This window comes from Nocardia sp. NPDC060255 (assembly GCF_042727395.1).
Taxonomy (GTDB): domain Bacteria; phylum Actinomycetota; class Actinomycetes; order Mycobacteriales; family Mycobacteriaceae; genus Nocardia.
On sequence record NZ_JBHXAU010000010.1, the window covers coordinates 20,160 to 45,010 of the forward strand.

Below are 24,851 nucleotides of genomic sequence, written 5' to 3' on the forward strand. Positions count from 1 at the left end.
GATCGGGCTCGACCCTGGTCAGCGGAGAGCCTGCTCGAACCTGTTGTGGCGCTTAGCAGGCCACCTCGACGAGGCGCCGATGGCGGGTCGGGGCGGCGGCGTGGACGGCGGCGGCGATCGCGACCACCGGCGGGATCCAGCGGGCCTGGGCCGGTGAGATGTCCCAGGTGGCTGCGCCGTTCGACAACCGGGTCGGGGGAAGCGGGATGCTCGCGCCGTCGGTGTGCACGATCGCGCCCGCGCTGCGCAGGGCTTCGATGGCGAGTGTCGCCTTGGCGGCGCCGACTACCAGGTGGATCTCGCGGCGCTCGGCGCCGGGGATCTCGATGACCGGGCCGGACAGGTTGTTCGCGCGCAGGAAGCGGCGGACCTCGGCGGCGAGTGTGCCGGTGAGTTCGATGGCCGCTATCCGCTCGTCGGTGATCAGGCAGACGCCGTTGGCGGTTTCGGCGACTGTCCATCCGCGGCGGCGGTAGTCCTGCACTGCGTCAGAGGCGGCCAGGGTGCTGGAACTCGGGAACGTCGCGGGCACTGTCTTCTCCATTTCACCAGGTAGATCGTGATCTCACTTCGGTTTGCGCAGGAGCCCCGCCAACTGCACCCGTGCATCAAATCGCCTGCGGCTAGGAATTTCCCTACAGAATGCTTGTGATCGCCAACCGCACCAGCGATTCTGCGCGGGTCCGCCCCCGATGGGCATCGCCCCGCGGTCGCGTCCGATGTCATCCTTAGGGCGGACCTACCCCGATACCCGTCGTGAGCTGACCCTGAGGCTGTCCCGATCGGAGAATCCGGGGCTCGCGGCTAGGTCACAGCTAATTGCCAAGTGCCCCTCGAGGTTTCACCAGTCGCACATGGTTTAAATAGGTATGGGATCGATATGGGGGTGGGGGGCAGCGTCCGCCGGTTGCGTAGCGGCAGTGGCGATATCGGCGTTGGCGGCGGCGGCGCCGCTGGCCGCGGCCGGGCCGCACGACCAGGGCTCCGCCGTGGCGGCGACACCGGTGAACGGTACTCCGCCGGTCGCGGTAACACCGGTTCGCGGGACCCCTGTTCCGCACCTGCCGCAGTCCGCCGTGTCGTCCACGGCGCTGGCGCAGCAGATGCAGGCGGCGATTCAGGCCGTCTCGCCGGGGTCGCAGGTCGGGATCGACGTGGTCGACATGAGTTCCGGGACAGTGCTTGTCGGCTTGAATCTCGATCAGCAGTTCTACACCGCGTCGGTGGTCAAACTGCTGATCGCCCTGGATGCGTTGAACAGCCAAGGCTGGCAGCCTGATTCGGATACCGCGGCACAGTTGCGCGAGATGCTGTCGGCCAGCGACGACAACGTCGCCGACGCCCTGTGGGACGCGAACGGTGGCGACGCGATCGTCGCCAGGATGATCGACGCGATCGGCCTGACAGGGACGCAGCCGCCCGACGACCCGGAGGAATGGGGCGAGACCTTGACTACCGCGCGGGATGTGGCCACCGTCTACCGCTACTTGACCACCGTGGTGCCCGAGCCGGCCCGAGACATTGTCGTCGGTGCGCTCCGCGGTACCAGCGAGATCTCCGCCGACGGCACCGACCAGTACTTCGGCATCCCGGACGGTTTGCCCGGCCTCAGCTGGGCGGTAAAACAGGGCTGGATGGGGCTGGACAACTCCACCACGCTGGACACCACCGGCCTGGTCGGACCGAGCGCGACCCAGCTGCCGTACACGGTGGTCGTGCTGACCTCGCAGCCTGCCGGAATCGATTGGAACACCGGAGGTTCCGCACTGACCGCCGGCGTCAGCGTCCTGCGCGGCACCTTCGACCAGCCGCTGCAAGCAAGAAACCTCGGCAACGAGGACAACAGATCCACTGCGATAGCCCCGCCCGCGTAGGTACGCGAAACACGGCAGCCGCAGGCTGGCGCTTGCGGCTGCCGTACTGAAGTCCGATTAACCCCTCGGTGCTCGGCTTCAGTCGTGTCGGGTGGCCGTGTCCCAGCCGAAGAACACCGTCCAGCCTGACAGTCGCGCCCGGTGCCGGGTATCGGCCGTACGACCGTCATTCAAACGACCGACGTTTCGCTGCCGGTGACTCGCCACTTGTCCGCGTAACGCCATGTCAGCGGTGCCGGTCTTGCACAATCTGTGCATGCCCAAGCCGTGCCTGCTGCTCCAACTGCGACCCGAGCGCCCCGCCGCGGACGACGAATACCGCGCCGTGCTGCGCGCCGGCGAGCTCGACGCCGACGACGTGGTGCGCGTGCAGATGGACCAGCAGGGCCTGCCCGACCTGGTGCTCGACGACTTCGCGGCGGTGATCGTCGGCGGTGGGCCGAGCAATGTCGGTAATCCGGAGTCCGAGAAATATGATTACCAGCTGCGGTTCGAGCCCGGATTGAAGAAGCTGCTCGCCGAGATCGTCGCGCGCGACTTCCCGTATCTGGGCGCCTGCTACGGGCTGAGCATTCTGGCCGATGTACTCGGCGGCCTGGTGAGCGGCGATCGATACGACGAGCCGCCGGGCGCGCAGACCATCGAATTGACCGACCACGCAGGCGAAGACCCGCTGCTCGCGGGCGTCCCGCAGACGTTCCGGGCCTTCGTCGGGCACAAGGAGGCGTGTCAGGAGGTGCCGCCGAACGCGGTGCTGCTCGCCACCTCGGCCGACTGCCCGGTGCAGATGATCCGGGTCGGCGAGCACGTGTACGCGACCCAGTTCCACCCCGAACTCGACGGTGACGGACTCGCACTGCGCATCGAAACCTACCGGCACGCAGGCTATTTCGACCCGGATGAGGCGGACTACCTCACCGCACTAGGGCATCGGGAAGCGATCACCGCACCCAAGGAGATACTGCGTAGATTCGTCACCAGATACCGCAGCGATCCGCGCTGACCGCTCAGCTGGCGGTAACTCCGGTGGAGAGCCTGACCACGACCTTGTCGCCGGTGATCTCCTGCACCTGCACGCTCAGCCCGTCGGCGGGCCGACTGTCCCCGGCCGGAACGCTGACCTCCTGGTTGCCCACCTTCAACGTGACCGTATTGCCGTTCACCGCAACGAGTTCCGCGTCCACCCCGAGGATGGTGGCCTTGGCATCGACGCCGTGATCGAAGGTGACCGTGCAGCCGCTCACCGCGCAGTCGGTCTTGGTGCCCGCCCCTTCCACGGTGCATGCGGACGCTCCCAGCAAGGCGAAACCGGAGAGCGCGGACAAGACAATCAGACGGCGAACAGACATGCGGCCAGCGTAGAGCGAATCGGACATCTTCGAGCACGCCCGCCGACGAATTCGGTCGCTTCATGGGCGGATAACCGGACGTATTCTGTTGGGCACAGTCCGTAACGCAGGCGATTGTCCGCTCGGGTCTATGGTGGAGTTATGGGCGTCATGGGCGAACTATTTCCGGGACAGAAGCTGGCCGACGAGGGCAGCGGGGACAGCGACGGACAGCCGCACCGTCCCCGGCTTGCCCTCGATCTGGATGCCGGGGTCATTCGGATAGCCGCGCCTGCCGCGTCCGCACCCGCGGACGAACCGACCGAAAGCGACTGATCCCCGCGGGGATTGATGTCGCAGGCGGCAGAAGAGCCGAATCGTTGAGGGGAACTTTCAGCGGGTGAGTTCGGCAGGCACTCGGAGTTCGTCGTGTGCATACAGTTCGGCGATAGCGGCTGGATCGTCGTCAGCGACGGTGACGGCGATCGTGTCGAGGAATGCGTCGTAGTCCGGGCCGGTCTCGCCGTTGTACGACGCGGTCATGCGCCCCCACTCGTCCCACGGAAGCATCTCGACCTTGTTCAGGGCGGCGAGATCTCTGATCGCGTTGCCGCGTATCTCGGCCGGCCCCCAATTAGCGGTGCCACCGACGCCGAACGCCGCGGCGTCGATGCGACCTTCGCGGAAGGCGACCCATGCTTCACCGCCGCTGAAGAACTCACCGGGCCGGAGGTCCTCCGGGCGATCCAGGATCGACTGGCCGAGGATCTCGGTATCGATGCGCACCCATCGGCGTTCGACATCATGCCAATACTCGGTGATCCAGTGATCGAGGCCATGTCCCTGCTGGAAGTAGGTGGCGAAGCCGCAGCGCACACGGGACGCGATCCCTCGGTGGCGCAGCAGTGCGCAGCTGATCACCGCGAAGTGCCGGCAGGTGCCGATCACGCGGCGGTCCGGTTCTCGCCGGACTGTCACGGGCGCCGGATCCAACGCGAGCAGCGCTTCGATCAGGGTGGCGGCTGGACGAATCTGATTCTCCGAGAACCGTTCTGGCGGTAAGTCCCGGGTCTTGGCATCGCGCGGTTGAATGACCAGGCCGGGGGCGAGTTGACAGATGTCGACGATGTCGGTGGGGATCTGTTCCAGCGCCGCAGGATCGACGCCGTGCAAGCTTGTCGGCAGCCCAGGGCTGTCGTATTCGATCGCCGTAGCCATGCTGACGATCGTAAGGAATGGTGGCGCGGACGAACAGCATTCGGACTGCTCGCTAACCGAACTCGGTGTGAAGCTTCTAGTTCCGGAATCGGCAGGCGCCCGCGTACGGCATCTCCGACATCGGCGACTCGACGACACCGGTGCCGTAGCTGGAGGCGTGGATGACCTTGCCGTCGCCCGCGTAGAGCGCGGAGTGGCCGCCGCCGTAGAACGACACCAGGTCGCCGGGGCGCAGATCGTCTTTGGACACCGGGGTGCCTGCGGCGAGCTGATCGTAGCTGGTGCGCGGGACCGAGACACCGGCCTGCTGGTAGGACCACTGCACCAGGCCCGAGCAGTCGAAAACATCGGGCCCAGCGGAGGTTCCGTAGTTCGAGCCGATCTTGGCGCGGGCCGCTTCGACGGCGACCTCGCCGGTCGTCTTCATCGGTGCGACCTGCGGGTGCAAAATGTTCGGCGGCTTGATGCCGGGAAGCCCTGCCAGACCGGAGTATTCGAAGCCCGGAATGTCGGGGAGGGCGAAGGTGATTCCGGGAGCGGAGAATTCGGTCCGGGAGGGAGCAGCGGATGGCGCGCTCTCCTGCGGTGGTACCGCGGCCTGGAGTCCGGGAATCCCTGGGGGGAGGGAGATTTCGTTCGGAATGTCGAAACTGCCGATGCCGGGAACGGTCACTGTTTGAGCCGAGGCCTCCGCGGCGGAGAAAAGGAGTGCGCCGGAGACGGCTGCGCCTGCGGCAAGTGTCCACCAGAACACCCGCCGCAGCGAGCGGGTACTTCGGACGTCGTCGTCGGTCTTCGATGCCATGATCAAGTCCTCCGATGGTCATTTCGAAGGCCTTGGCTGGGCCATGCAACGCCGCACGTGCTGGCGCACCGGACTTCACCAAGTCTTCGAATACATTCGAGAACATCACGGTGATCTGTCAGTCCAAGCGGTTCCGATTTCCCATCCTTCGACACAATCTGGTTCGAACAAATTTCCGACACACTGAAAAGTAATAACGAAACGGTAACTAAATATCCGATAGGTATTGAAATAGATCATTGACCTGCATGAATGCGCCATTCATTCCGGTGAATATTCCGGCTGCTACGGCCCGTGTCGCGGGCTATTTACTGCTCGTCGGCGAGTGATCTGCTTTTCGTTCGAGTGTTTTCAGCCCTCGATCGGCCCGGTGGTACCAGGTAGATCACCGTGTCTGCGCAGGGCATCGAGCACCACATTGACGGCCGCGCGCGGCGGTGCACCGCGCCGGATAACCGCGGTAATAGTGCGGGTAACCGGACTGGTGAGTTCCCTGGTCGTGACGCGGTAGCGCGGATCGATGGCGAGGCCGGGTAGCAGGGTGATCGACAGTCCGGCCTCGACATGTTGCAGCGCCATCATGTAATTGCTGAAACGGCAGACTATCCGCGGCTCGAAGCCCGATTCGCGGCAGAGCCGGGTCGCCAGATTCGCCATGTAGGACTTCGGCGTATCGAAAGCCCACGGCTCGTCGGCGTACGCGGCGAGATCGGCGGGTCCGCGAGCCGCCCGGTCGGGTGGCAGCACGAGCACGATCGGATCGGTGGCCAGCGGCACGATGTCGATGTCCGGTCCGAGCGGCTGTTCGACGAAATCGGTTGTGGTGACGATGATATCGGCGTCACCGACCCGCAGCGCACGCATGCTCTCGTGCGGCTCCAGCTCGTGCAGCGTGATGTCGAGGTGCGGATGGCTGACCGCAAGCCGCGTCACCGCGGGCACGCACAGCGAGTGGATGGCGCTTTGAAAGGCGCCGAGCCGGACCAACCCCGCCGGTTCACCGTTGAGACTGCGCAACTCCGCCTCGACGGTGCCCATGTGGTCGAGGATGGCCCTTGCCCGCCGGGCCAGGATCAACCCGGCCGGAGTGAGCCGGACCCGGCGGCCGGTGCGTTCCAGCAGTTGCGTGTGCGTCTCCGCCTCCAGCACCGCGAGCTGCTGGGACACGCTGGACGCGCTCAGGTTGGCCGCCTGCGCGACCGCGCGGACGGTGCCGAGGGAATCGAGTTGGCTGAGCAAACGCAGCCGCCAGGGGTTCAGCATCCCTCGATTTTTGTACGGCTGAGCCGAACAGCACAGCCGGAATTGTGAGATGGACGTGTCGCTCGCACCGCCCTTACCGTCGAAATATGGCTTCTCCTACCTGCACGCCGCAGTCCACCGCCGACTTCTGGGCCGACACCGACCGCCACCTCGTGCGCTACGCGGGCGCGGGCACCTTCACCCCCGAGATCATCACCCGCGCCGCGGGCAGCTTCCTGTACACCGAAAGTGGCAGGGAGATCCTGGATTTCACCTCCGGGCAGATGAGCGCGATCCTCGGGCACTCGCACCCGGACATTGTCGCGACCGTCCGCCGCCAGATCGGCGAACTCGACCACCTGTTCAGCGGCATGCTCAGTCGCCCGGTCGTCGACCTGGCCCGCAGGCTGGCGGGCACCCTGCCCGATCCGCTGGACAAGGCGCTGTTGCTCACCACCGGCGCCGAATCGAACGAGGCGGCGATCCGGATGGCCAAGCTGGTCACCGGCAAGCACGAGATCGTCTCGTTCGCCCGCTCCTGGCACGGCATGACCCAGGCCGCCGCGAGCGCGACCTACAGCGCGGGCCGCAAGGGCTACGGCCCGGCCGCGCCCGGCAACTTCGCCATCCCGGCACCGCACCCCTACCGGCCCGACTTCACCACGGACACCGGCGAACTCGACTGGCGACGGCAGCTCGACTTCTCCTTCGACCTGATCGACGCCCAGTCGGTCGGCAGCTTGGCCGCGTGCATCGTCGAGCCGATCCTCAGCTCCGGCGGAGTCGTCGAACCGCCGCTCGGCTACTTCGCCGCGTTACACGAGAAGTGCCACGAACGCGGCATGCTGCTGATCCTCGACGAGGCGCAAACCGGGCTGTGCCGCACCGGATCCTGGTACGCGTTCGAACGCGACGGCATCGTGCCGGACATCCTCACGCTGTCCAAGACGCTCGGCGCCGGACTGCCGCTGGCCGCCGTGCTCACCAGCGCCGAGATCGAGCAGGAGGCGCACGATCGCGGCTTTCTGTTCTTCACCACGCACGTCGCCGACCCACTCGTGGCCGCGGTCGGCAACACCGTGCTCGACGTGCTCGTCCGCGACCGTCTCGACGAGCGGGCCGCCGAGCTCGGCGCGTTCCTGCGGGGTGGACTGGAGCGAATTGCCGAGCGGCACACCGTCGTCGGGGATATTCGTGGTCGCGGACTGCTCGCCGGACTCGAGCTCGTCGTCGACCGGGAGACCAAGCAGGGCTCGGACGAACTCGGCGCGCTGGTCACCCGCCGCTGCCTGGAGTTGGGTCTGCACATGAACATCGTGCAGCTGCCCGGCATGGGTGGCGTCTTCCGGATCGCCCCGCCGCTGACCGCCACCGAGGACGAATTGTCCCTCGGCCTGGCCATTCTCGACGAGGCGATCGGTGACGCGGCCGCGCGGATGCTGTGACGGGCGCGGTCAGGTCAGGTTGCCGTCGATGCAGAGGCTCGCGGTCCGCGACGACGGACCGGGGCGGTCCGCGCCGGAATCGAAGGCCCACTGGGAGATCGGGGCGGCGGCCTTCCAGTACAGCTTGCCGCTGCGGTCCGCGACCACCTGGTAGATGTCCTCGTTGCCCTCGATGAGCTGGCCGCCGACGCAGTAGTCGTTGTACTCCGTGCCCGGTTGCCGCGCGCCCGCGCTGAACAGGCCCGTCGGAGTGGTGTACGAGCCGGGATTGGGGACGGTGCTCGGGCGGCTCGCCGCCGGTCCCTGCCGCCAATACGGCGTGCCGCGGTCGGTCGTGCATTGGAAGGTCTGACCACCGGCGGTGACGGTTGAGCCCTGCGGATGCGCGGTGGCCGCCCAAAGGCATTGCGCGCCAATGCCTGCCGACGTTGTCCGGGCATCCGCGGCGGCGGCTGCTCCGGCACCGAAGGTGACACCGCCGGCTACCGCGGCGATCGAGAGCAGGGTGAGCGCTTTCATTCGGGTGGTGGTCTCGGTGCCGTTGACAGTTCTCATCGTCGTCTCTCTTTCCCTCTCCGACGGATCAGCTCCGTCGGGCCGTAATGCGAAGTGGTGCAGCAAGTTCAGAGCGAGGGGCGATCAGCACCAGCTGGCGCTGGGGCGGCAGACGACCCAGCCGTCACCATCGGCTCGCGGCACGGCGGTCCAGGTCGAGGCCGCGCCGTTGCCGCGGTTCTCCGTGGTTTCGGCCGGGTTCTGCTGACTTCGGTACTCGCGCAAGGAGTTCTGATGCTCGTTCTGCCGCAGCGGATTGGCATCGGCGTGGTGATAACCGGAGGGGTCGATGTGGTGCGCGCCGGTGGTGTCGCCGCGGGTGCCGCGGCCGGGTGTGTGGTCCGAGCGGGTGCCGGGGTCTGCGATCGCGATGCCGGAGCTGAGCGCCGTCGCGGCGACGACGCCGCCGATTATCAGCGCGAGCGCTGCGATCGAACGGCGATAGCCGCCGGTGCCGATTGATTGCACGGGAAATACACGTCGCGCCATGGCCTCATTGCCTCTCTGGTCTGATGAGCTCAGGTGATCTGAACGGGCTCATCTACTGAGATGAACAGTAGGTGACGAACCTGAGAAGCTGCTTATTGGACGGTATGCGCTGGCATTGGTGAGCTGAGTCACGCAGATGGGTAGTAGGTCGACGGATTGCCTGGGTTGAGACCTCGCGGCGTCAGTCCTTCTGGCGTGCCGCCGGGTGAGCGCGATCACAGAAAATTGCACTGTCTGAAATTTTGCAGTTTGTGTTAAATTTTTGCCATGTCGTTACCCACCCGCGCGGAGCCGCCGATCGGTCTGCGTGAACAGAAGAAGCGCAAGACCAGGCTCGAGCTGTGTATGGCTGCCCGACGGCTGGTGGTCGCGGACGGGCTCGACGCCACGACCGTCGACGACATCGCGAAGGTCGTCGGGGTCTCGCCGCGCACGTTCTTCAACTACTACGACACCAAGCTCGACGCGATCGTCGGCCCGATCGAGGAGATCGGCACGCCCGCCGCGCGGGCGGAGTTCGTCGCCGGTGGTCCGACCGGGGCGCTCATGTCCGACCTCACCTGGCTGTTCGCTTCGGCGTTCGAGCCGGAAGAGGAAGTGCGCGAAGCCATCTCGCTGATCATGGAGATCGTCAAACAGGAGCCGCGGATCTTCGCGTCGTTCATGGCCGCCGGCGTGCAACAGGAGGCCATTGTCGGCGAACTGTTGTCCGCGCGGGCCGGCGAACCGGTCCCTGCCGAATTTGCCGCGCTCGCAGCGGGAGTCATGACCACCATCACCACCCGGGCAGCGATGTCCGCCACCGCCGACACCACCAGATCACTCGCCGCGGCCGTGCACGACCACTGTGCGATGGCCGCCCGGATGTTCGACCAGCCCGCCGAGCGAAACTAGGAGACGCGCCCGATGACTACGACGGCTGACTCGCCGCCTACCCCCATTGTCCTGACCCAGAAACGAATCTGGCTCATCTTTTCCGCACTGATCGCGGGCATGTTCCTGGCCAGCCTGGACCAGATGATCGTCGGCACCGCGATGCCGACCATCGTCGGCGAACTCGGCGGCGTCTCCCACATGGCGTGGACCGCGACGTCGTACCTGCTGGCCACCACCATCGTGATGCCGATCTACGGCAAATTCGGCGACATGTTCGGCAGGCGCTGGCTTTTCCTGTTCGCGGTGACCGCCTTCACCGCGGCGTCCGTCGGTGCCGCCGCCTCGACCAGCTTCTGGGAGTTCATCGTCTTCCGCGGCCTGCAGGGCGTCGGCGGCGGCGGCCTGATGATCCTGGCGCAGGCCATCATCGCCGATGTGGTGCCCGCGAAGGATCGCGGCAAATACATGGCGCCGATGGGTGCCGTCTTCGGCATCACCTCGGTGGCCGGACCGCTGCTCGGCGGCTTCTTCGCCGACACGCTCGGCTGGCGCTGGTGCTTCTGGATCAACGTGCCGATCGGTATCGCCGCGCTGTTCATCGCCTTCCGCTACCTGAGCGTGCCGAGCCATCGGCCCAAAACCAAGCCGGACTACCTCGGTGTGCTGCTGATGTCCTCCGCGACAACGTTATTGATCCTGATCACCGACTGGGGCGGTAAGCAGTACGCGTGGGGTTCGACGACGATCGTCGCGATGATCGCCGCGCTGGTGATCGTGGTGGCCGCCTTCGTGATGGTGGAAGCGCGGGCCGAGGAGCCGATGCTGCCGCTGTGGTTGTTCCGCAACCGCACCTTCGTGCTGACCTCGGCGATCGGCCTGCTCGTCGGCCTGGTGATGTTCGCCGCGATCGGCTTCATCCCGACCTATCTGCAAATGGCCACCGGCGCTTCCGCTTCGGTCTCCGGTCTGCTGCTGATCCCGATGATGGTCGGCATGATGATCACCCTGATCGGGTCGATGACCGCGATCACCAAGACCGGCCGCTACCGGGTGTATCCGCCGATCGGCGCGCTGACCATGCTGGGCGCCATGCTGTGGCTGACCCGGCTGGACGCGAACACCTCGATGTGGGTCGTCTCCGCGATGCTGTTCGTGGTCGGCGCGGGCCTCGGCCTGATCATGCAGATCATCGTGCTCGTCGTGCAGAATGCCGTGGCGCCCAACCAGATCGGGACCGCGACCAGTGCCAACAACTACTTCCGGGAGATGGGTGGCGCGATCGGCGTCGCGATCTTCGGCTCGATCTTCACCAACCGATTGACCGAGGGGCTGACCGACGCGTTCATGTCGCACGGTCCGGAGGTGATGGCGGCGAAGCTCGACCCGAGCGCGCTGGTGCCGTCGGTGGTCAAGCACCTGCCGGAAGGACTGCACGACGCGATCGTCGGTGCGTACGTGAACGCGCTGGTGCCGGGCTTCTGGTACCTGATCCCCGGCGCGATCATCGTCTTCGTGCTCGCGCTGTTCATCCCGCAGCTGAAGCTCTCCGACGAGGCGGGCATGGTCGCCCGTGGCGAAGCGGTGATGGAAGAGACGGAGCAGGCCGAGGACGTGAAGCCGGATCCGCAGCTCGTCACCGAACACAGCTGACCACAACAGATCCGGGCGGTAGGGCTATCGGCCTTACCGCCCGGATCTGTGTCAGGGGCAGGCGGTGCCGGTGTAGCCGGGGTCGAGCGCCTTCTTGATGATGTAGGCGACGGTAGGGGACTGCGGGAGGACACCGTGCTCGAAAGTATCTGTGGCGCAGAAGTCTTGGACCCACACGTTGTCGACGGTCGCGCCGGGTCCCGCCTTTAGGAAGGTGGCCTCCGGTGGGGTGGAAGCGTCGTCGTGGGTACTGGCTATCACGGTGTAGCTGATGCCGGGGTCGGTATCGCCCGCGGCGTTGATGCCGCGGAGGAAGTCGCTGCCCACCAGCTGCTGGGCCGCGGCGGTTCCGGCGATTTCCGTCAGTCCGGCGGAGAAAGCCGAATCGGCGCTGCCGGACGGGATCCGGCCTGCCACACCGCGCATGGTGGAGCCGTGGTTGGTGCCCGCGAGAGAGATCAGGTGGTCGACCTTGCCTGCGCCGCCCGCGAAGCGCAGATATTGGCGAGACATCAGCGCGCCTTGGGAATGGCCGACGAGATCGACCTTCGCCGAATGCGTTGCGGCGCGGACCCGGTCGACGAAGGCGGCGAGCTCCTCGGCGGACCTGCGGATGTCCCCGACCCCGTACATTCCGGGTAGCGCGCCGAGCACGCTCGCGGTGTCACGCCCGTAGTTCAGCGAGAAGACGCAGTAGCCTTCGGCTTTCAGCTGCGGGGCGAGCACGTTCCAGTCGTTCTGGTTGCCCCAGGTGCCGTGCACGAGCACGACCGGTCGCGGGTGTGCGGCGGGGGGTCGGCAGGTCCAGTCGTCGGATCCCTCGGGTGGAACGCTGCCGTCCGGGTCCTTCCCCACGCTTGGAATGCCGGCGACATCGCCGGCAGCCGTGGTCGATCGGGTATCGCCGGGTTGGGCCTGTACCCCCGGCGCGCAAATTCCGGTCAGTATGCCGGCCGCCGCGCCCGCCGCGGTCAGCCGCCGCCACCTTGTACTCATGGAAATCCTTCATCGTTTCGTGCACGGCGCGAATTCAGTTACCGCGGGAGGTGGTCAGCATGGCACGGTCCGCGGGTCGAGGCAGCGCTACGAAATTGCCGGCGGGCCCGCGGCCGTCAGTCGCTGCAGCAGCGTGGGCATATCCACGAACGCGAACCTGATGGCCGAGTCGCTACAGCCGTAGGGCAGGACGAGGGTGGCCTGGTGGACCAGTGCGCCGCAGGAATACACGACATTGGGCACGTAGCCGTCGCGTTCGGTCTCGGTCGGTGCCAGCAAGGGCTGGCGCAGTGCGCCGATGACCCGGGTCGGGTCGTCGAGGTCGAGCAGGATCGCGCCGATCCCGTAGGTGCGCACCGGTCCGACGCCGTGCGTCAGAACGAGCCAGCCACTCGGTGTTTCGATCGGCGGCCCGCAGTTGCCGAGCTGGATCAGTTCCCAGGGCTGCGTCGGCCGGTAGATGGTGACCGGATCGCTCCAGGCCCGCGCGTCTGGCGAGCTGACCACGCTGATGTTTTCCCGATCCCAGCGCGAGAGCATCAGATACTGGCCGTCGACCCGCCGCGGGAACAGTGCCATCCCCTTGTCGGTGGCGCCGCCGCCGTCGAGCCGGGTGCTGTCGAAGGTGACGAAATCGTTGGTGTGCAACAACCTCGGCGCGACCCGGCCGCCGTCGAACGCGGTGTAGGTGGCGAAATACGTTACTTTCCCGTCGCTTTCGGTGAAACGGGTGAAGCGCGCGTCCTCGATGCCGTGTGTCTCGTCGGCGCCGGCCGGGAAGAGAATCCGCTCGGACATCGGGCGGTCCGCGGGAAAGGTCACCGTGTAGTTTCCGGCCGTCGACCGGGTGATCCGGCCCGCCTCCAGGAATGGTGTCGGCGTGTTCAGCCGGATCGAATCGCCGCCCGCCAGGACGCCGGTGCGGAATTCGATGCTCGAGATATGTCCCTCGCCGAGGGCGCGCACGCTCATGACGAAACGCAATTCGCCTGGGGCGAGGCCGGTCTGGTCCGGGTGCGCGACCATCGACGGATTGAACAGCGCCGCCGCCTCGACCGCGTACTCCTGGGTGAAGCAGGCACCGATGAGCTGCCGTCGATCCGCGGTGAGCACCGCGGGCAGCAGCTGCTCGACCACCGCACTGTGCGTGGCGAAGATCGCGGTGAGGTCGCGGTGCCGGTTGCCGAAGCGGCGCAGCACGGACGCCAGGGTGCTCGACACCTCCGCGTCGGACAGGCGCAGCACGCGCGCGATGATCGCCTCCGCGCGCGAAATGCCGGGTCCGAGTAGCTCTTGACCGGGTTGGAACAACCTGGCCAGGACCCGGCTCCCGTCCGGGAACAGGGCCTGGCCGCCCCGGCGGGCCAGGTCGGTCGTCGTCACCGCCGAGGTGTTGGTCATGCGGCCGCCTGTTGCAGGCGACGGGCCTGCTGCATCGTGGAGATCAGCGCGAGGGTCGACTCGGCGCCCTGGTTCTCGTTGCGTCCGGTGGGTTCCAGCCCGTCGCAGCAGCCGCCGCTGGCCGGATCGATGAGCGGGGTCGAGACATCGTTCGAGCCGCGGAACCAGGCCTCGCACAACATGACCGCCTCCTGCCAGCGGTGGTCCTTGGTGTCGTCGAAGGCGCGGGCGCAGGCATCGGCCAGCGTGGCGACCTCGATCGGCTGCTGGTCGAAACCGGGACGCTTCTCGCCGGTCGCCCAGCCGTCGACCGGCGTGACCGACAGGTGGTCGCCCGCGGTCTCGGTCTCCAGCAGCCAGCGCAGCATCGCCAATCCGTCGGCGTGCGTGCGGCCTTGGCCCGGTGCGGCACCGGCCACCAGGAGTGCTTCGGCCAGTACGGCATTGGCGTAGTGCAGCCGCGGCTCGGGCCAGCGCCAGTCGAGGCGACGAGTCGGCGGGCCGATCAGCTTGGCGGCATCGGCCAACAGCTTTGGCGCTATCAGGTTTCCGGGATCGGCGCGCAGCACCTCGGCCGCGCCGAGTGCGGCGAAGGCCATCGCGCGCGGGAACGGGGAGCGCTGCTTCGCGGCGACGGTGAAGTGCGCCAACGCCTTTTCGGCCAGCTCCGGCCGGTGGGTGGCGACGGTGCCGAGCGCCCAGATGGCGCGACCCCAGTGGTCCTCCAGGCTCGGTTCGTCCTGCCAGCTCCGGTCGGTGCCGCGGCGGTTGTGACTGCGACCGTCCTCGGTGAGGGCGTCGAAGACGAAGCGCGCGTACACCTGTACCAGCGCGTCCAGCTCCTCGGTCGGCTCCGGCTCGCGGAGCACGACCACGAGGGCCCGCGCGACATCGTCTACGCAGTAACCGTTCTCGAGGCGAGGCGCGGTGAATTTAGCGTGCTCGAAGATCCCGACCTCGTCGCTGAGTCGCACCAGGTGGGCGTAAGAAATGGTGATCGTTTCACTCATGCTGTCGCCAACTTCGCTTCGGCTTGCAGCGTCTCTGCGGCAAGCGCATGGTATTTCCTGCTCACTGCGGGCCAGAGTAGTTCTGGCGCAATGCGTTTCGCCTCCGCGCTCATCCGGGCCGCCAGGCCGGGCTCGGTGAGCACTTTGCGCAGCGCGGACGCGATGGCGGTCGGTGATTCGCGATCGACAAGGAGACCGGCGCCGCTCGACAGCAGTTCCCGCGCGTGCGGAAAAGCCGTCGATACCACTGGTTTACCCGCTGCGACGGCTTCAATCAGAACTCCGGAGGTCACCTGCTCGCGCGAGTCGTAGGGGAGCAGCACGACATCGGCCTGCTGGATCAGCCGGTGCAGCTCGTCGCTGGACAGGTAGCGGGCGTCGAAGTGCACGGCGTTGGTGACGCCGCGCCGCGCGGCCCGGTCGACGAGGCTGGTGCGGTAGGACTCGCCGTGGCGGGCCAGCACCCGGGGATGGGTCTGCCCGACCACCCGGTAGTGCGCGGCCGGGCGCAGATCGGCGAGGTGGGCCATCGCGTCGATGCCCCATTCGATGCCCTTGCCTTCGCCGAGCAGACCCCAGGTCAGGATGACCGGCGTCCGTGAGATCGGCTGATGCCGGAGGCTGTGCGGTCCGGGGAGGTGCTCGGTCGCACCGTGCGGAATCACCCTGACCTTGGACTGGTCGACCGCGTAGTGCTCGATCAGCCGTTGGCGGGCCGTCTCGGTCATGGTGACGAGCGCGGCGCAGTGCCGGGCCAGCTCTTCGAGGATCATCCGCTGCTGCGTGGTCGGGGTGACCAGTACGGTATGCAGTACCGCGATCGCCGGAACACGCAGAGCGCGAACGACTTCGAGGACATCGACGCCGTCGCGCCCGCTGTAGATACCGTATTCGTGCTGGATGATGGCGACATCGAAGCGATTGAGGGCGGCGGCCGCGGTGGCGGCGCCACGCCGGGCGCTGCGCTCCCACTGGTGCGTCACCAACGGCCGCGGCGCCTGCTCGGGGCTGTCGACCACGGCGACGATGCCGACGGTACGCGCGGCAGCCGGGCCCTGACCGAAATCGACCGTCGCGAAACCGGTTTCGGTGGGCGTGGTCAGCGCGCCGACCAGCGAGTCGGTGAAGGTGGCCAACCCGCACTGGGTCGGTGGATAAGTGCTCAGAACGCCGTAAGACCGAACTGACACAACGTCAGCCTTCCTGATTCGAGCCAGCGCCGACGGTGCCGCTGTCTGCAGCCACTCAATTGGCTGAATCGTGTCGCGCTGAAGCGCTTGAGAATCCGTTCCGGAGCACGACACGGGCGGATCGACCACTAGGCCTCGATAGTAACACCCAGATCACGCAGGGGCGATGTGATAGGGTCGTGGTATCAAGTCCGCCCGTTCGTAGCGGCTCTCGGCGCTTAATTCGCCAGTAATCGAGGATTTTATGAAAATCGGCGTAATCGCGTCGGTAGCTCATCGCACGCCACCGAAAAACTATGGACCATGGGAGCACATCGCCTCGACCCTGGCCGAGGGATTCGTCGCGCGGGGACACGACGTCACGCTGTTCGCCACCGGGGACTCCGAGACGTCGGCGCGGCTGGTCGCGCCGGTGGCGTCGGGGTACGAGGAGACGGCCGATGCCGACGCCAAAGTCGCTGAGGCGCTGCATAATTCGACCGCCTTCGCGCACGCTGGCGAGTTCGACGTGCTGGCCAACCATTTCGACTTCATGCCGCTGACCTACAGCCGCCTGGTGTCGACCCCGATGGTCACCACGATCCACGGCTTTTCCTCGCCGAAAATTGTGCCGGTATATAAGGCCTTCGACGATATCGCGCACTATGTGGCGATCAGTGATGCCGATCGGCACTCCGCGCTCCGCTATGCCGCGACAATCCATCACGGTATCGATACCGCGCAGTTCACATTTCGGCCCGAGCACGGCGAATATCTGCTCTTTCTCGGGCGAATTCACCCCGACAAGGGGACGCACCTGGCAATCGAGGTGGCGCGGCTCACCGGGCTGCCGTTGATCATCGCGGGCGTGGTTCAGGACGAGGAGTACTTCCGCACGGCGGTCGAGCCGCACCTCGGCGACCCCGCCGTGACCTACGTCGGGCCGGTTGGACCGGCGCGCCGGGACGAACTGCTCGGTGGCGCACGCGCTTTGCTGCACCTGATCGGATTCGCCGAGCCGTTCGGCCTCGCGGTCGTGGAGGCCCTCGCGACCGGAACGCCGGTCATCGCAACCCCGTTGGGGTCGATGCCGGAGATCATTCGCGATGGTGTCACCGGATTCCTCGTCACCGATGTGGCCGGGGCGGTGGCCGCGCTCGCCAAGGTCGATCAGCTCGACCGGCAGGTCGCCCGCGACGACGTGTGCGAGCGCTTCAGCGCGGATCGGATGATCGACGATTATCTGGCGCTGTTCGAGCGCATCGTGCCCGCGTCACCGGCGCAGCAGGGTATCGGCTCGCCCGGGCTGTTCTCGCACGCCGGGCTGTAGGTAGTAGCGGCACCCGGTATCTAATGGCTGGCCGGTGGCGGGTGCCAATTGTATTGTGCGGACATGGGTCTAGCGAAGCTTGCCGAAGAGTTCTGGGACTGGCGGCTGGCGACACTGCCCGACTCACACGACGATCTGCCACGGGTGGAACGGCCGGCGGGGTGGCTGCCCGACTGGTCCGCGAAGGCGATCGCCGGTCGGCAGGAGGTGCTGGCCGAGCTGACCCGCCGACACCGCGAGCTCGACCTGTCCGACGAGCCGGTCGCGGTGCAGGTCGACGGCAGGCTGCTCGGCTCGGCGCTCGCCAGGGTGCACTGGGAACTGGAGCTGATCCGGGACTGGGAGCGCAATCCCGGCTTCTACGTTCAGCAGAGCCTCGGCCCGATCTATGTGGAGTTGCTCGTCTCGGCGCCGTTCGACGCGGCTCGGGCGGCTCGGGTCTGCGCGCTGCTGCGGCACGTTCCGCTCGTGCTCGAGCAGGCCAGGGAGAATCTCGCGGGGCAGGCCGGTGCGTCGTTCACCCGCAGCACGCTGCGACTGCTGAACGAGGCCGAGGGTTCGCTCGCGGCCGCGCTGGCGGAGCTTGTTCCGTTCCTGCCCGACGCCTATGCCGCCGAGTTGCCCTCGGCCGCCAGGGTGGCCGCCGATGCTGTTGCGGCGTACCGGGATTGGCTTGCTGAGCAGCTGCCGTCGCTGGGTGAGGTCGAACCGGTCGGCCCGGAATCGCTGGCCTACTTTCTGCATCGCGTTGCGCTGCTGCCGTATTCGGCGCAGCGGCTGCGTGCGATGGGCCGCCAAGAGTGGCATCGGGCCGTCGCGCTCGAGGCGCTGCTGCGTACCCGGCATCGGGACGCGCCCGAACCTGAACTGCCCGCCGACGCCGCTGAACATGCCGAGCGCCAAGCCGTCGACGAGCGTGCGGTGCGCGAGTTCGCCGAGGAGCGGGGTCTGCTGAGTCAGCCGGAAAGCTTGCGGCACTACCGATTCGCGCCGCGACCGCCCTATCTCGAGCCGTTGACCTGGCTCGGGGTTACCGACGATCTGACCGGGCCCGCGCGAAGGGACAAGGAGGCCACTCGATATGTCCCGGCGCCGCGACCGGATCTGCCGTACTTCGATCGGGCCGCCGCGTTCGATTCGCGCACCGCGATCGTGCACGAGGGCGTACACGCCCAGCAGGTCGCGATCGGTTGGCACCACGAGAATCCCGCCCGGCGGTGGTTCTACGACTCGACGCCGAACGAGGGCATCGCGTTCCACTACGAAGAGCTGATGCTGCACGCCGGGCTGTTCGACGACGCACCGGCCAGCGCGATCTTCGTGGCAAATGCCATGCGGCTGCGGGCTTTACGCGTCGAAGTGGATATCGCGCTCGCACTCGGCGAACTGTCCATCGATGAGGCGACGGATCGGCTGACGGTCGCGGTGCCGTTGGATCGGGAGACGGCGTGGGAGGAAGCGGTGTTCTTCGCGGGGACCCCCGGCCAGGCGTTGAGCTATCAGATCGGCAAACTGCAGATTCAGGATCTGCTCAGTACGGCGGTCCGCGAACTCGGCGACGGGTTCGATCTACAGGAATTCCACGACCGGCTCTGGCGCGAGGGGAACGTGCCGCTGTCGTTGCAGCGCTGGGAGCTGCTCGGACTGCGTGACCACCTGGACGAAGCGGACCGGCTGGCCGGATAGGCATAGGACGGGCAGTCAGTTCCAGCCTGCCGGGTGCGAGAAGGACTCGCGGGTGATGCCCGAGTTGGTCTGCTAACTCAGCTTTGTCGGCTCGGCGGTGTGTGCCGTGAGGGCGAGCAGCAGCATGGCCTCGTAATCCGGGGTGCCGGGCACGGTTTGGTAGAGCGCGAGGCGGTGACCGTCGGTGCCGAGGTCGAGAGTCTCGTAGACGAAAGTGATCTCGCCGATGCGTGGGTGGCAGAACGTTTTCCGGTCGGTATATCGGCGCCGGACATCGTGGCGCGCCCATAGCGCGGCGAATTCCGCACTCGCCGTGGTGAGTTCGGTGACGAGTTCGGTGAGGCGCGGATCGGCGGGGTCGATCGCCACGGCGGCGCGCAACTGGGCGACGCTGGCTGCGGCGGCGTAATCCCAGCTGTCGTACAGGGTTCGAGCGGCCGGATGCAGGAAGACATAGCGGGTGGTGTTGCGTTCGGCGGGCGGCCACCGGTCGATGCCGGCGAGCAAGGCCAGGCCCTCGGGATTGCTGGCGATGATGTCGTTGGTGCGGTTGCGGACGTAGCAGGGGCAGGGACGCACGCTTTCCAGCAGCATCGCGATGCCGGGGCGTACCGCCGGTGCGGCCCGGCGCCGCCTGCCACGGCCTGCCGCGAGATCGGCGAGGGCGAACAGATGGGTGGTCAGCTCGTCGTCCAAGCGCAGCGCGCGGGCGAGCGCGTCGAGGACCGCCGGGCTGGGATTGGTTTCCTTGCCCTGTTCGAGGCGGATGTAGTAATCGATGCTGATGCCGGTAATGGCGGCCAGCTCCTCGCGCCGCAGGCCGGGAGTGCGGCGCTGGCCAGTGCCGGCGGGCAAACCGAGATCGGTGGGATGCTGCAAAGCGCGCCGAGCCCGGAGGAATTCACCCAAGGCCGTGCCTTCAGACGGTTCGAAAGGGGCCTGCGCCATGGCATTCAGTGTGTCATCGGATGCCACGATCGTGGCTGGCCGTATCACTGCCAGGCACCGCACTACCAGCAGTGCCGCCACCTTCCCCGCCATCGTCGCTGGCAGCAGGCTCGGGGGCATGACTCCTTCCCGAACGGCCCAGGCTCGGACGCCCGTCGCGAGGCCGCACACTTGGTGGTTGACGCGATGACGGTGCGGACTGCGCTCGAGGTGATCGCGGATCACGATCTGACCGGGCGAGAAGCCATCGTGACCGGTGGCGCCGCCGGACTCGGATTCGAGACCGCGCGAGCTCTCGCCGCGGCGGGCGCTCGGGTGGTGCTCGCCGGTCGTGATCAGCGGGTCGGGGCGGCTGCCGTCGCAACGCTCCGCGCGTCAACGGGCAACGATCGCATCGTGTTTCGTCCCCTGGACCTGGCATCGCTCGAGTCGGTGACGACGTGGGCGCACAAGCACGCGGCCACCGGAAAGCCCTTGCACATCCTGATTCTCAACGCCGGAATCATGGCGACACCGTTGCGGCGCACTGCCGATGGCATCGAATCCCAGTTCGCCGTCAACTATCTCGGTCATTTCGCCTTGACGATGGGCCTGCTGCCATCGCTGCGCGCGGCGGGCTCGGCGCGGGTGGTCTCACTCACCTCGCGGGCGCACCGCCGTGGTGACATCGACTTCAACGACCCGAATTACCTACGCCGCCAATATGATCCGTGGCAGGCCTACGGTCAGTCCAAGACGGCGTGCGCGTTGCTCGCGGTCGGTCTGCACGCCCGATACGCTGCCGAAGGTCTCACCGCCAACACGGTGATGCCCGGTGGGATCGTGACCGGTCTGCAACGCCACCTCGATCCCGAACAGCTCGCGGCCGCGGGCTGGCCCGCGCTGCGTCGTCGCGGTGACACCCCGCCCGGGTGGCGTACGCCGGAGCAAGGTGCGGCGACTTCGGTGTGGGCCGCGGTGGAACCCGGGCTGGTCGGCGGCGAGTATCTCGAAGACTGTTCCGTCGCGGCAGCCTGGACTGCGGACGGTAATCCGCCGCCCGGTTATTACCTGCCGTACGCCGTGGACCCCGGCCGGGCCGACCGGTTGTGGACGCTGGCTGAACAGCTGGTGGCGAGAGCTGGGTGCGAACCCTGATGTGGCCGGCTATCGAGACAGTCCGTGCACGCGCGCAATGAGGCGTTCCATCACGGTGCGCGGCAGTAGTCTGCGCACCGCGAACATGACGGGGGCGTTGCTGCCGACGGCGTAGAGGGGCTGCGGGCGGTCGGCCTCGACGGCCTTGACGATGGTGTCGGCGACGCGTTCGGCCGTAATGCCTTTGCCTTGTGCCTCATCCAATTTCGCGATGAATGTGGTGAAGTCGGCGGTGTGCGGCGAACCCTCGGCGAGATACTTCGTCCGGCGTTCCCGCAGGCCCGTATTGATCTGCCCCGGCTCGACCGTGCTGATCCACACCCCGAACGGCGACTCCTCGAATCGCGCGGCCACCGCGAAACCCTTCAGCGCCGCCTTGGTCGCCCCATACGACGACCGATACGGCATCGGGAAGCTGGCGATCATCGATCCCACCATCACCACCCGCCCATACCCGCGCTCCCGCATACCGGGCAACACGGCCTGCGTGAGCGCCACCGGCCCGAGCACATTCAGCCGGAACAACCGCTCCACCGCATCCGTCGGCAACTCCGCCAACGGCCCCGCCTGACTCTCCCCGGCATTGTTGACCAGCACATCAACATCCCCGAGCCCGGCGGCGAACGCCTCGATCGACGCCGCCTCGGTCAAATCGAGCGCCCGATACTCAACCCCCGCCACCCGAGCCTCGTCCCCAACCCCCTCCGGCTTCCGACTCGTCCCGATCACCCGATACCCCCGCGCCACCAACGCCGCGGCCGTCGCTTTCCCGATCCCGGACGAAGCCCCGGTAACAACAGCAGTCCGAGCCATAACCATCTCCTTAGTCAGCGACTCCAGCCGACGATAGCGCCTCATCCCGACCCCCGTCCCGCCCCAACCCGCCAAGCCGCCTGCACCGGGCATTTCGGTGGGGGAAACGGGGGTGCAACGGGGGGTTTCGGAATGGGGGTTTCGTATTGAATTCTGCGGCTGGGCGGGGTTGGGCGGGTGGGAGTAGGGCTAGGGTTGGCCGGCGCGATGGGGGTTGGGTGCTGTCGTGGGGATGTTTTTGGCCGCTCGATGCCGAGGAGAATGTGGTGGTTGCCGACACTGTTCGGGAGGAGCAGGCGGTTCGTCAGGTGACGGAGCGGTTGGTCGAAAACTTCGGCGGCACTTACTCTCCGGAGTACATCGAGGGGGTGGTGGGGGCTGCCCGGCGGCGGTTCGCTGGGCATCCGGTGCGGACGTTCATTCCGATTTTGGTGGAGCGGTACGTTCGTCGGCAGTTGGAGGCGGTGGGGGAAGTAGGGGACGCGGTCGTCGGGCCGGATACCGCGCGGACGCGTAAGGCTAAGCACAAGGCCGAGTCGGTGGATGGTGGGTTGCCTGCCGCGATTCGTGAAACATGGTCGGCGAACAAGCGTTTCGCACCGGCGGCGGTTGCCGCGGTGGTCGCGGCCTTGGTGGTGGTGACCGTGGTCACCTTGGCGCTGGCGGTGCGGCAGCCGAGTTCCGCGCCGCAGGCGGCGGCGCCGGGAGTGTCGTCGCTGACCCTGGTGCGTGGTGTGGTCGGGTCCGAGAAGATGTCGTTCTTTCAGGATCCGAAGGTGGCCGAGGTGCTGGCGCGCAACGGGGTGAAGGTGGAGGTGGATGCGGCGGGGTCGCGGGAGATCGCGACGTCGGTCGATCTCGGGAAGTACGCGTTCGCATTCCCGTCGAGTGAGCAGGCGGCGGAGCGAATTCAGCGGCAGCGCAACGTGAGTGCCAAATACATACCGTTCTCCTCGCCGATGGCGATCGCCACGTTCAAGCCGATCGCCGACCTGCTCGCCAAGTCGGGCGTGGTGCATCAGGGTCCGGTGCCGACCTTCGACATGGCCCCCTACCTGCGCATGGTCGGCAACAACACGCGGTGGGACCAGCTCGGCGACAACACCGCGTACTCGGTCCGCAAGAACGTGCTGATCTCCACGACCGACCCGCGCAGCTCCAACTCCGCGGCGATGTACCTGGCCATCGCGGGTTATGTCGCGAACAACAACACCATCGTGCAGGGCACGTCCGCCGAACAGGACGTAATCCCGACGGTGTCAAGGCTTTTCGTCGGCCAGGGCTACACCCAGAACAGCAGCGAGGGCCCGTTCGACGCCTACCTCGCCTCCGGCATGGGCCCGACGCCGCTGGTCTGGATCTACGAGTCGCAGTTCGTGGACGCCACCGTGCGCGGCCAGATCAAGCCGGACATGACGTTGCTGTACCCGTCGCCGACCATCATGTCCCGGCACACGCTGGTGCCGCTGGGCGAGGCGGGCGACCGGATCGGCCGCCTGCTGTCCACCGACCCGGATCTGCAGCGCCTCGCCGCCGAGCACGGCTTCCGCACCGGCGATGCCACCCAGTTCGCCACAGTGACCGCCGACCACAACATTCCGGTCGCCGCCGATCTCATGGACGTGATCACCACCCCCACGTACGACACGTTGGAGCGCTTGCTCGAGGGCGTCGGCAAGTCCTACAACTGATCCGCAGGCGCGGGCGAAACTCCCTGCTGGACAACGAGTGTCCGGTCTGGTTTCGGATGAGGCAATGGGGGCATACTTGTCGCATCAGGTACCGGCCGACCAGCCGGTATCGCGGCGCGAGGTAAAGCAGAATGACAGTGGATGGGCCATACGAGATTCCGCCGCTCGATGACGCTGAGGACATCACCCGTATCGCGGAACCGCAGCCGGGCGAGACATTGGCGGACACCAGGAACTGGGCCGGGTTCGGCTTGTTGTTCATCGGTGTGGTGATCGCCGTCGCCGCCGCGGTGGTGGCGATGTGGGGGTTCGGCGCCGCGGCCGCCGTGGTGACGATCTTCGCCGTGCTGACCCTGCTCGCGGGCGCGGCGCTGGTGGTGCTCGAGCAGGTGCGCAAGCGCGCGCGAACCATTCCCGCCTCGTCGGAGGCGCCCGCCTGGCAGGTCATCGAACGCCCCGGCGAGTGACCTAGTCGATTCCCGCTGTACGCGTGGCGATTCCGTCGAGTACACAGTCGAGGCCGAACGCGAAACGCTGGTCGGCGTCCGGGTCGTCGGCATCGCGCACGCGACGGCCGAATTCGGGATAGTCCCCGCTCGCCAGCACATCGCGGAGGTAGGGACCCACGGTCCGCTGCCATTCGGCCTCGGTGAGACCTGTTCGGCGCTGGGCCGTTTCGTCGGCCAACTGCTGGGCGACGGCACCGAGGACATAGGCGTGCACGGTGTCGACCATGGCGGCGGCGAGGTTGATGTCGCGGGTGCGTGCGCCCGCGGCGGTGAGCGCGAGGTCGTGCAGGCGTAGCGAATTCGCGCCGAGCGCGGGGCGGCCGGTGAGTTCCGAACCGAGCCATGGATGCCGGTTCAGCGTCGCACGAGTGTGTGTGGCGACGGCGGCGAGATCGGCACGCCAGTCACCGGTGCGGGCGGGCGGTGTCGTTTCGCCGTGCACCGCATCGATCATCAAGTCCAGCAGGTCATCCCGGCTCTCGACATAGCGATACAGCGACGCGGTGCCGGATGCGAGTTCGGTGGCGACGCGGCGCATGGTGACCGCGTCGAGTCCCTCGCTGTCGGCCAGGTCGATGGCGGTGCGCACGATCCGCTCGATACTCGGTGCCCGACGGCTCGGTGCGCGCTGCTCCTTGGTCCACACCAGCGTCTTGGCGGTATTCGTCATCGTATCCTT

25 protein-coding genes are annotated in these 24,851 nt (G+C 67.0%); 11 read left to right on the top strand and 14 right to left on the bottom strand.

Translation table 11 applies throughout. The features are described 5' to 3' along the window. Nucleotides 1-52: 52 nt before the first annotated feature. Nucleotides 53-532, bottom strand: a complete 480-nt coding sequence (locus tag ACFWF1_RS19495; protein ID WP_379280931.1) for a hypothetical protein — start codon at nt 530-532, stop codon at nt 53-55. A 388-nt stretch (nt 533-920) separates the two neighbouring features. Here ACFWF1_RS19495 and ACFWF1_RS19500 point away from each other — a divergent pair, with 388 nt between their 5' ends. Both ACFWF1_RS19500 and ACFWF1_RS19505 read left to right on the top strand, forming a co-directional pair. Beyond that, nucleotides 921-1,874, top strand: coding sequence for a serine hydrolase (locus tag ACFWF1_RS19500; protein ID WP_379280930.1), 954 nt, complete (start codon nt 921-923; stop codon nt 1,872-1,874). Nucleotides 1,875-2,130: 256 nt separating this feature from the next. Next, nucleotides 2,131-2,877 carry a glutamine amidotransferase gene (locus ACFWF1_RS19505; protein ID WP_379280929.1) on the top strand — a complete coding sequence of 249 codons (747 nt, stop codon included), beginning with the start codon at nt 2,131-2,133 and terminating at the stop codon, nt 2,875-2,877. A 4-nt stretch (nt 2,878-2,881) separates the two neighbouring features. Here ACFWF1_RS19505 and ACFWF1_RS19510 read toward each other — a convergent pair whose 3' ends face one another. After that, complete coding sequence (locus ACFWF1_RS19510; protein ID WP_379280928.1) at nt 2,882-3,223, bottom strand: hypothetical protein; 342 nt, start codon at nt 3,221-3,223, stop codon at nt 2,882-2,884. 141 nt (nt 3,224-3,364) lie between these two features. On the opposite strand from ACFWF1_RS19510, the gene ACFWF1_RS19515 reads away from it, so the two are divergent. Next, the gene (locus ACFWF1_RS19515) at nt 3,365-3,538 is read left to right on the top strand and encodes a hypothetical protein (protein WP_379280927.1); all 174 of its coding nucleotides are present in this window, start codon (nt 3,365-3,367) and stop codon (nt 3,536-3,538) included. 57 nt (nt 3,539-3,595) lie between these two features. On the opposite strand, the gene ACFWF1_RS19520 is transcribed toward ACFWF1_RS19515, so the two are convergent. The 3 genes from ACFWF1_RS19520 to ACFWF1_RS19530 form a co-directional block, all read right to left on the bottom strand. Continuing rightward, entirely contained in the window at nt 3,596-4,420 is an 825-nt protein-coding gene (locus tag ACFWF1_RS19520; protein ID WP_379280926.1) for a transglutaminase domain-containing protein, read from the bottom strand. 76 nt (nt 4,421-4,496) lie between these two features. Next, entirely contained in the window at nt 4,497-5,225 is a 729-nt protein-coding gene (locus tag ACFWF1_RS19525) for a C40 family peptidase (protein ID WP_379280925.1), read from the bottom strand. A gap of 351 nt (nt 5,226-5,576) precedes the next feature. Then, nucleotides 5,577-6,488 carry a LysR family transcriptional regulator gene (locus ACFWF1_RS19530; protein WP_379280924.1) on the bottom strand — a complete coding sequence of 304 codons (912 nt, stop codon included), beginning with the start codon at nt 6,486-6,488 and terminating at the stop codon, nt 5,577-5,579. Between the two features lie 86 nt (nt 6,489-6,574). Between ACFWF1_RS19530 and ACFWF1_RS19535 the strand changes: the two genes are divergently transcribed. After that, complete coding sequence (locus ACFWF1_RS19535) at nt 6,575-7,912, top strand: aspartate aminotransferase family protein (RefSeq protein ID WP_379280923.1); 1,338 nt, start codon at nt 6,575-6,577, stop codon at nt 7,910-7,912. A 9-nt stretch (nt 7,913-7,921) separates the two neighbouring features. Here the strand turns inward: ACFWF1_RS19535 and ACFWF1_RS19540 are convergent, their stop codons facing one another. Then, complete coding sequence (locus ACFWF1_RS19540) at nt 7,922-8,467, bottom strand: hypothetical protein (RefSeq protein ID WP_379280922.1); 546 nt, start codon at nt 8,465-8,467, stop codon at nt 7,922-7,924. Between the two features lie 84 nt (nt 8,468-8,551). Beyond that, nucleotides 8,552-8,935, bottom strand: a complete 384-nt coding sequence (locus ACFWF1_RS19545) for a hypothetical protein (protein ID WP_379280921.1) — start codon at nt 8,933-8,935, stop codon at nt 8,552-8,554. A 288-nt stretch (nt 8,936-9,223) separates the two neighbouring features. Here ACFWF1_RS19545 and ACFWF1_RS19550 point away from each other — a divergent pair, with 288 nt between their 5' ends. Both ACFWF1_RS19550 and ACFWF1_RS19555 read left to right on the top strand, forming a co-directional pair. Next, a complete protein-coding gene (locus tag ACFWF1_RS19550) occupies nt 9,224-9,850 on the top strand; it encodes a TetR/AcrR family transcriptional regulator (RefSeq protein WP_379280920.1) in 627 nt (208 codons plus the stop codon). A 12-nt stretch (nt 9,851-9,862) separates the two neighbouring features. Further along, a complete protein-coding gene (locus ACFWF1_RS19555) occupies nt 9,863-11,482 on the top strand; it encodes an MDR family MFS transporter (RefSeq protein ID WP_379280919.1) in 1,620 nt (539 codons plus the stop codon). A 51-nt stretch (nt 11,483-11,533) separates the two neighbouring features. Here ACFWF1_RS19555 and ACFWF1_RS19560 read toward each other — a convergent pair whose 3' ends face one another. From ACFWF1_RS19560 to ACFWF1_RS19575, 4 genes are all read right to left on the bottom strand, one after another. After that, on the bottom strand, nt 11,534-12,478 hold the full coding sequence (locus ACFWF1_RS19560) for an esterase/lipase family protein (RefSeq protein ID WP_379280918.1): 945 nt from the start codon (nt 12,476-12,478) through the stop codon (nt 11,534-11,536). An 87-nt stretch (nt 12,479-12,565) separates the two neighbouring features. Further along, nucleotides 12,566-13,879, bottom strand: a complete 1,314-nt coding sequence (locus tag ACFWF1_RS19565; RefSeq protein ID WP_379280917.1) for a glycoside hydrolase family 130 protein — start codon at nt 13,877-13,879, stop codon at nt 12,566-12,568. After that, entirely contained in the window at nt 13,876-14,889 is a 1,014-nt protein-coding gene (locus ACFWF1_RS19570; RefSeq protein ID WP_379280916.1) for a glycosyltransferase, read from the bottom strand. Before ACFWF1_RS19570 ends, ACFWF1_RS19565 begins: the two co-directional genes overlap by 4 nt. After that, on the bottom strand, nt 14,886-16,079 hold the full coding sequence (locus ACFWF1_RS19575) for a glycosyltransferase (protein WP_379280915.1): 1,194 nt from the start codon (nt 16,077-16,079) through the stop codon (nt 14,886-14,888). Before ACFWF1_RS19575 ends, ACFWF1_RS19570 begins: the two co-directional genes overlap by 4 nt. Before the next feature lie 244 nt (nt 16,080-16,323). On the opposite strand from ACFWF1_RS19575, the gene ACFWF1_RS19580 reads away from it, so the two are divergent. Then, entirely contained in the window at nt 16,324-17,388 is a 1,065-nt protein-coding gene (locus ACFWF1_RS19580; RefSeq protein WP_379280914.1) for a glycosyltransferase family 4 protein, read from the top strand. 63 nt (nt 17,389-17,451) lie between these two features. Further along, nucleotides 17,452-19,074 (top strand): DUF885 family protein, encoded by a 1,623-nt coding sequence (locus tag ACFWF1_RS19585; protein ID WP_379280913.1) that lies wholly within the window; start codon nt 17,452-17,454, stop codon nt 19,072-19,074. Between the two features lie 72 nt (nt 19,075-19,146). Here ACFWF1_RS19585 and ACFWF1_RS19590 read toward each other — a convergent pair whose 3' ends face one another. Continuing rightward, nucleotides 19,147-20,022 (bottom strand): helix-turn-helix domain-containing protein, encoded by an 876-nt coding sequence (locus tag ACFWF1_RS19590; RefSeq protein WP_379280912.1) that lies wholly within the window; start codon nt 20,020-20,022, stop codon nt 19,147-19,149. Between the two features lie 186 nt (nt 20,023-20,208). Between ACFWF1_RS19590 and ACFWF1_RS19595 the strand changes: the two genes are divergently transcribed. Beyond that, complete coding sequence (locus tag ACFWF1_RS19595; RefSeq protein ID WP_379280911.1) at nt 20,209-21,159, top strand: SDR family NAD(P)-dependent oxidoreductase; 951 nt, start codon at nt 20,209-20,211, stop codon at nt 21,157-21,159. Between the two features lie 9 nt (nt 21,160-21,168). Here ACFWF1_RS19595 and ACFWF1_RS19600 read toward each other — a convergent pair whose 3' ends face one another. After that, a complete protein-coding gene (locus ACFWF1_RS19600) occupies nt 21,169-21,972 on the bottom strand; it encodes an SDR family oxidoreductase (protein WP_379280910.1) in 804 nt (267 codons plus the stop codon). A 266-nt stretch (nt 21,973-22,238) separates the two neighbouring features. On the opposite strand from ACFWF1_RS19600, the gene ACFWF1_RS19605 reads away from it, so the two are divergent. Continuing rightward, complete coding sequence (locus ACFWF1_RS19605) at nt 22,239-23,663, top strand: three-helix bundle dimerization domain-containing protein (RefSeq protein ID WP_379280909.1); 1,425 nt, start codon at nt 22,239-22,241, stop codon at nt 23,661-23,663. 131 nt (nt 23,664-23,794) lie between these two features. Continuing rightward, on the top strand, nt 23,795-24,130 hold the full coding sequence (locus ACFWF1_RS19610) for a hypothetical protein (protein WP_379280908.1): 336 nt from the start codon (nt 23,795-23,797) through the stop codon (nt 24,128-24,130). Between the two features lies 1 nt (nt 24,131). On the opposite strand, the gene ACFWF1_RS19615 is transcribed toward ACFWF1_RS19610, so the two are convergent. Further along, nucleotides 24,132-24,842, bottom strand: a complete 711-nt coding sequence (locus tag ACFWF1_RS19615; protein ID WP_379280907.1) for a TetR/AcrR family transcriptional regulator — start codon at nt 24,840-24,842, stop codon at nt 24,132-24,134. Between the last annotated feature and the right edge of the window lie 9 nt (nt 24,843-24,851).

Coding starts and splice junctions, on each gene's coding strand:
- ACFWF1_RS19525 (WP_379280925.1), bottom strand. CDS start 5,225: ATGGCATCGAAGACCGACGACGACGTCCGAAGTACCCGCTCGCTGCGG.
- ACFWF1_RS19550 (WP_379280920.1), top strand. CDS start 9,224: ATGTCGTTACCCACCCGCGCGGAGCCGCCGATCGGTCTGCGTGAACAG.
- ACFWF1_RS19520 (WP_379280926.1), bottom strand. CDS start 4,420: ATGGCTACGGCGATCGAATACGACAGCCCTGGGCTGCCGACAAGCTTG.
- ACFWF1_RS19530 (WP_379280924.1), bottom strand. CDS start 6,488: ATGCTGAACCCCTGGCGGCTGCGTTTGCTCAGCCAACTCGATTCCCTC.
- ACFWF1_RS19555 (WP_379280919.1), top strand. CDS start 9,863: ATGACTACGACGGCTGACTCGCCGCCTACCCCCATTGTCCTGACCCAG.
- ACFWF1_RS19560 (WP_379280918.1), bottom strand. CDS start 12,478: ATGAGTACAAGGTGGCGGCGGCTGACCGCGGCGGGCGCGGCGGCCGGC.
- ACFWF1_RS19510 (WP_379280928.1), bottom strand. CDS start 3,223: ATGTCTGTTCGCCGTCTGATTGTCTTGTCCGCGCTCTCCGGTTTCGCC.
- ACFWF1_RS19590 (WP_379280912.1), bottom strand. CDS start 20,022: ATGGCGCAGGCCCCTTTCGAACCGTCTGAAGGCACGGCCTTGGGTGAA.
- ACFWF1_RS19610 (WP_379280908.1), top strand. CDS start 23,795: ATGACAGTGGATGGGCCATACGAGATTCCGCCGCTCGATGACGCTGAG.
- ACFWF1_RS19585 (WP_379280913.1), top strand. CDS start 17,452: ATGGGTCTAGCGAAGCTTGCCGAAGAGTTCTGGGACTGGCGGCTGGCG.
- ACFWF1_RS19595 (WP_379280911.1), top strand. CDS start 20,209: ATGACGGTGCGGACTGCGCTCGAGGTGATCGCGGATCACGATCTGACC.
- ACFWF1_RS19540 (WP_379280922.1), bottom strand. CDS start 8,467: ATGAGAACTGTCAACGGCACCGAGACCACCACCCGAATGAAAGCGCTC.
- ACFWF1_RS19535 (WP_379280923.1), top strand. CDS start 6,575: ATGGCTTCTCCTACCTGCACGCCGCAGTCCACCGCCGACTTCTGGGCC.
- ACFWF1_RS19565 (WP_379280917.1), bottom strand. CDS start 13,879: ATGACCAACACCTCGGCGGTGACGACGACCGACCTGGCCCGCCGGGGC.
- ACFWF1_RS19600 (WP_379280910.1), bottom strand. CDS start 21,972: ATGGCTCGGACTGCTGTTGTTACCGGGGCTTCGTCCGGGATCGGGAAA.
- ACFWF1_RS19580 (WP_379280914.1), top strand. CDS start 16,324: ATGAAAATCGGCGTAATCGCGTCGGTAGCTCATCGCACGCCACCGAAA.
- ACFWF1_RS19515 (WP_379280927.1), top strand. CDS start 3,365: ATGGGCGTCATGGGCGAACTATTTCCGGGACAGAAGCTGGCCGACGAG.
- ACFWF1_RS19615 (WP_379280907.1), bottom strand. CDS start 24,842: ATGACGAATACCGCCAAGACGCTGGTGTGGACCAAGGAGCAGCGCGCA.
- ACFWF1_RS19570 (WP_379280916.1), bottom strand. CDS start 14,889: ATGAGTGAAACGATCACCATTTCTTACGCCCACCTGGTGCGACTCAGC.
- ACFWF1_RS19505 (WP_379280929.1), top strand. CDS start 2,131: ATGCCCAAGCCGTGCCTGCTGCTCCAACTGCGACCCGAGCGCCCCGCC.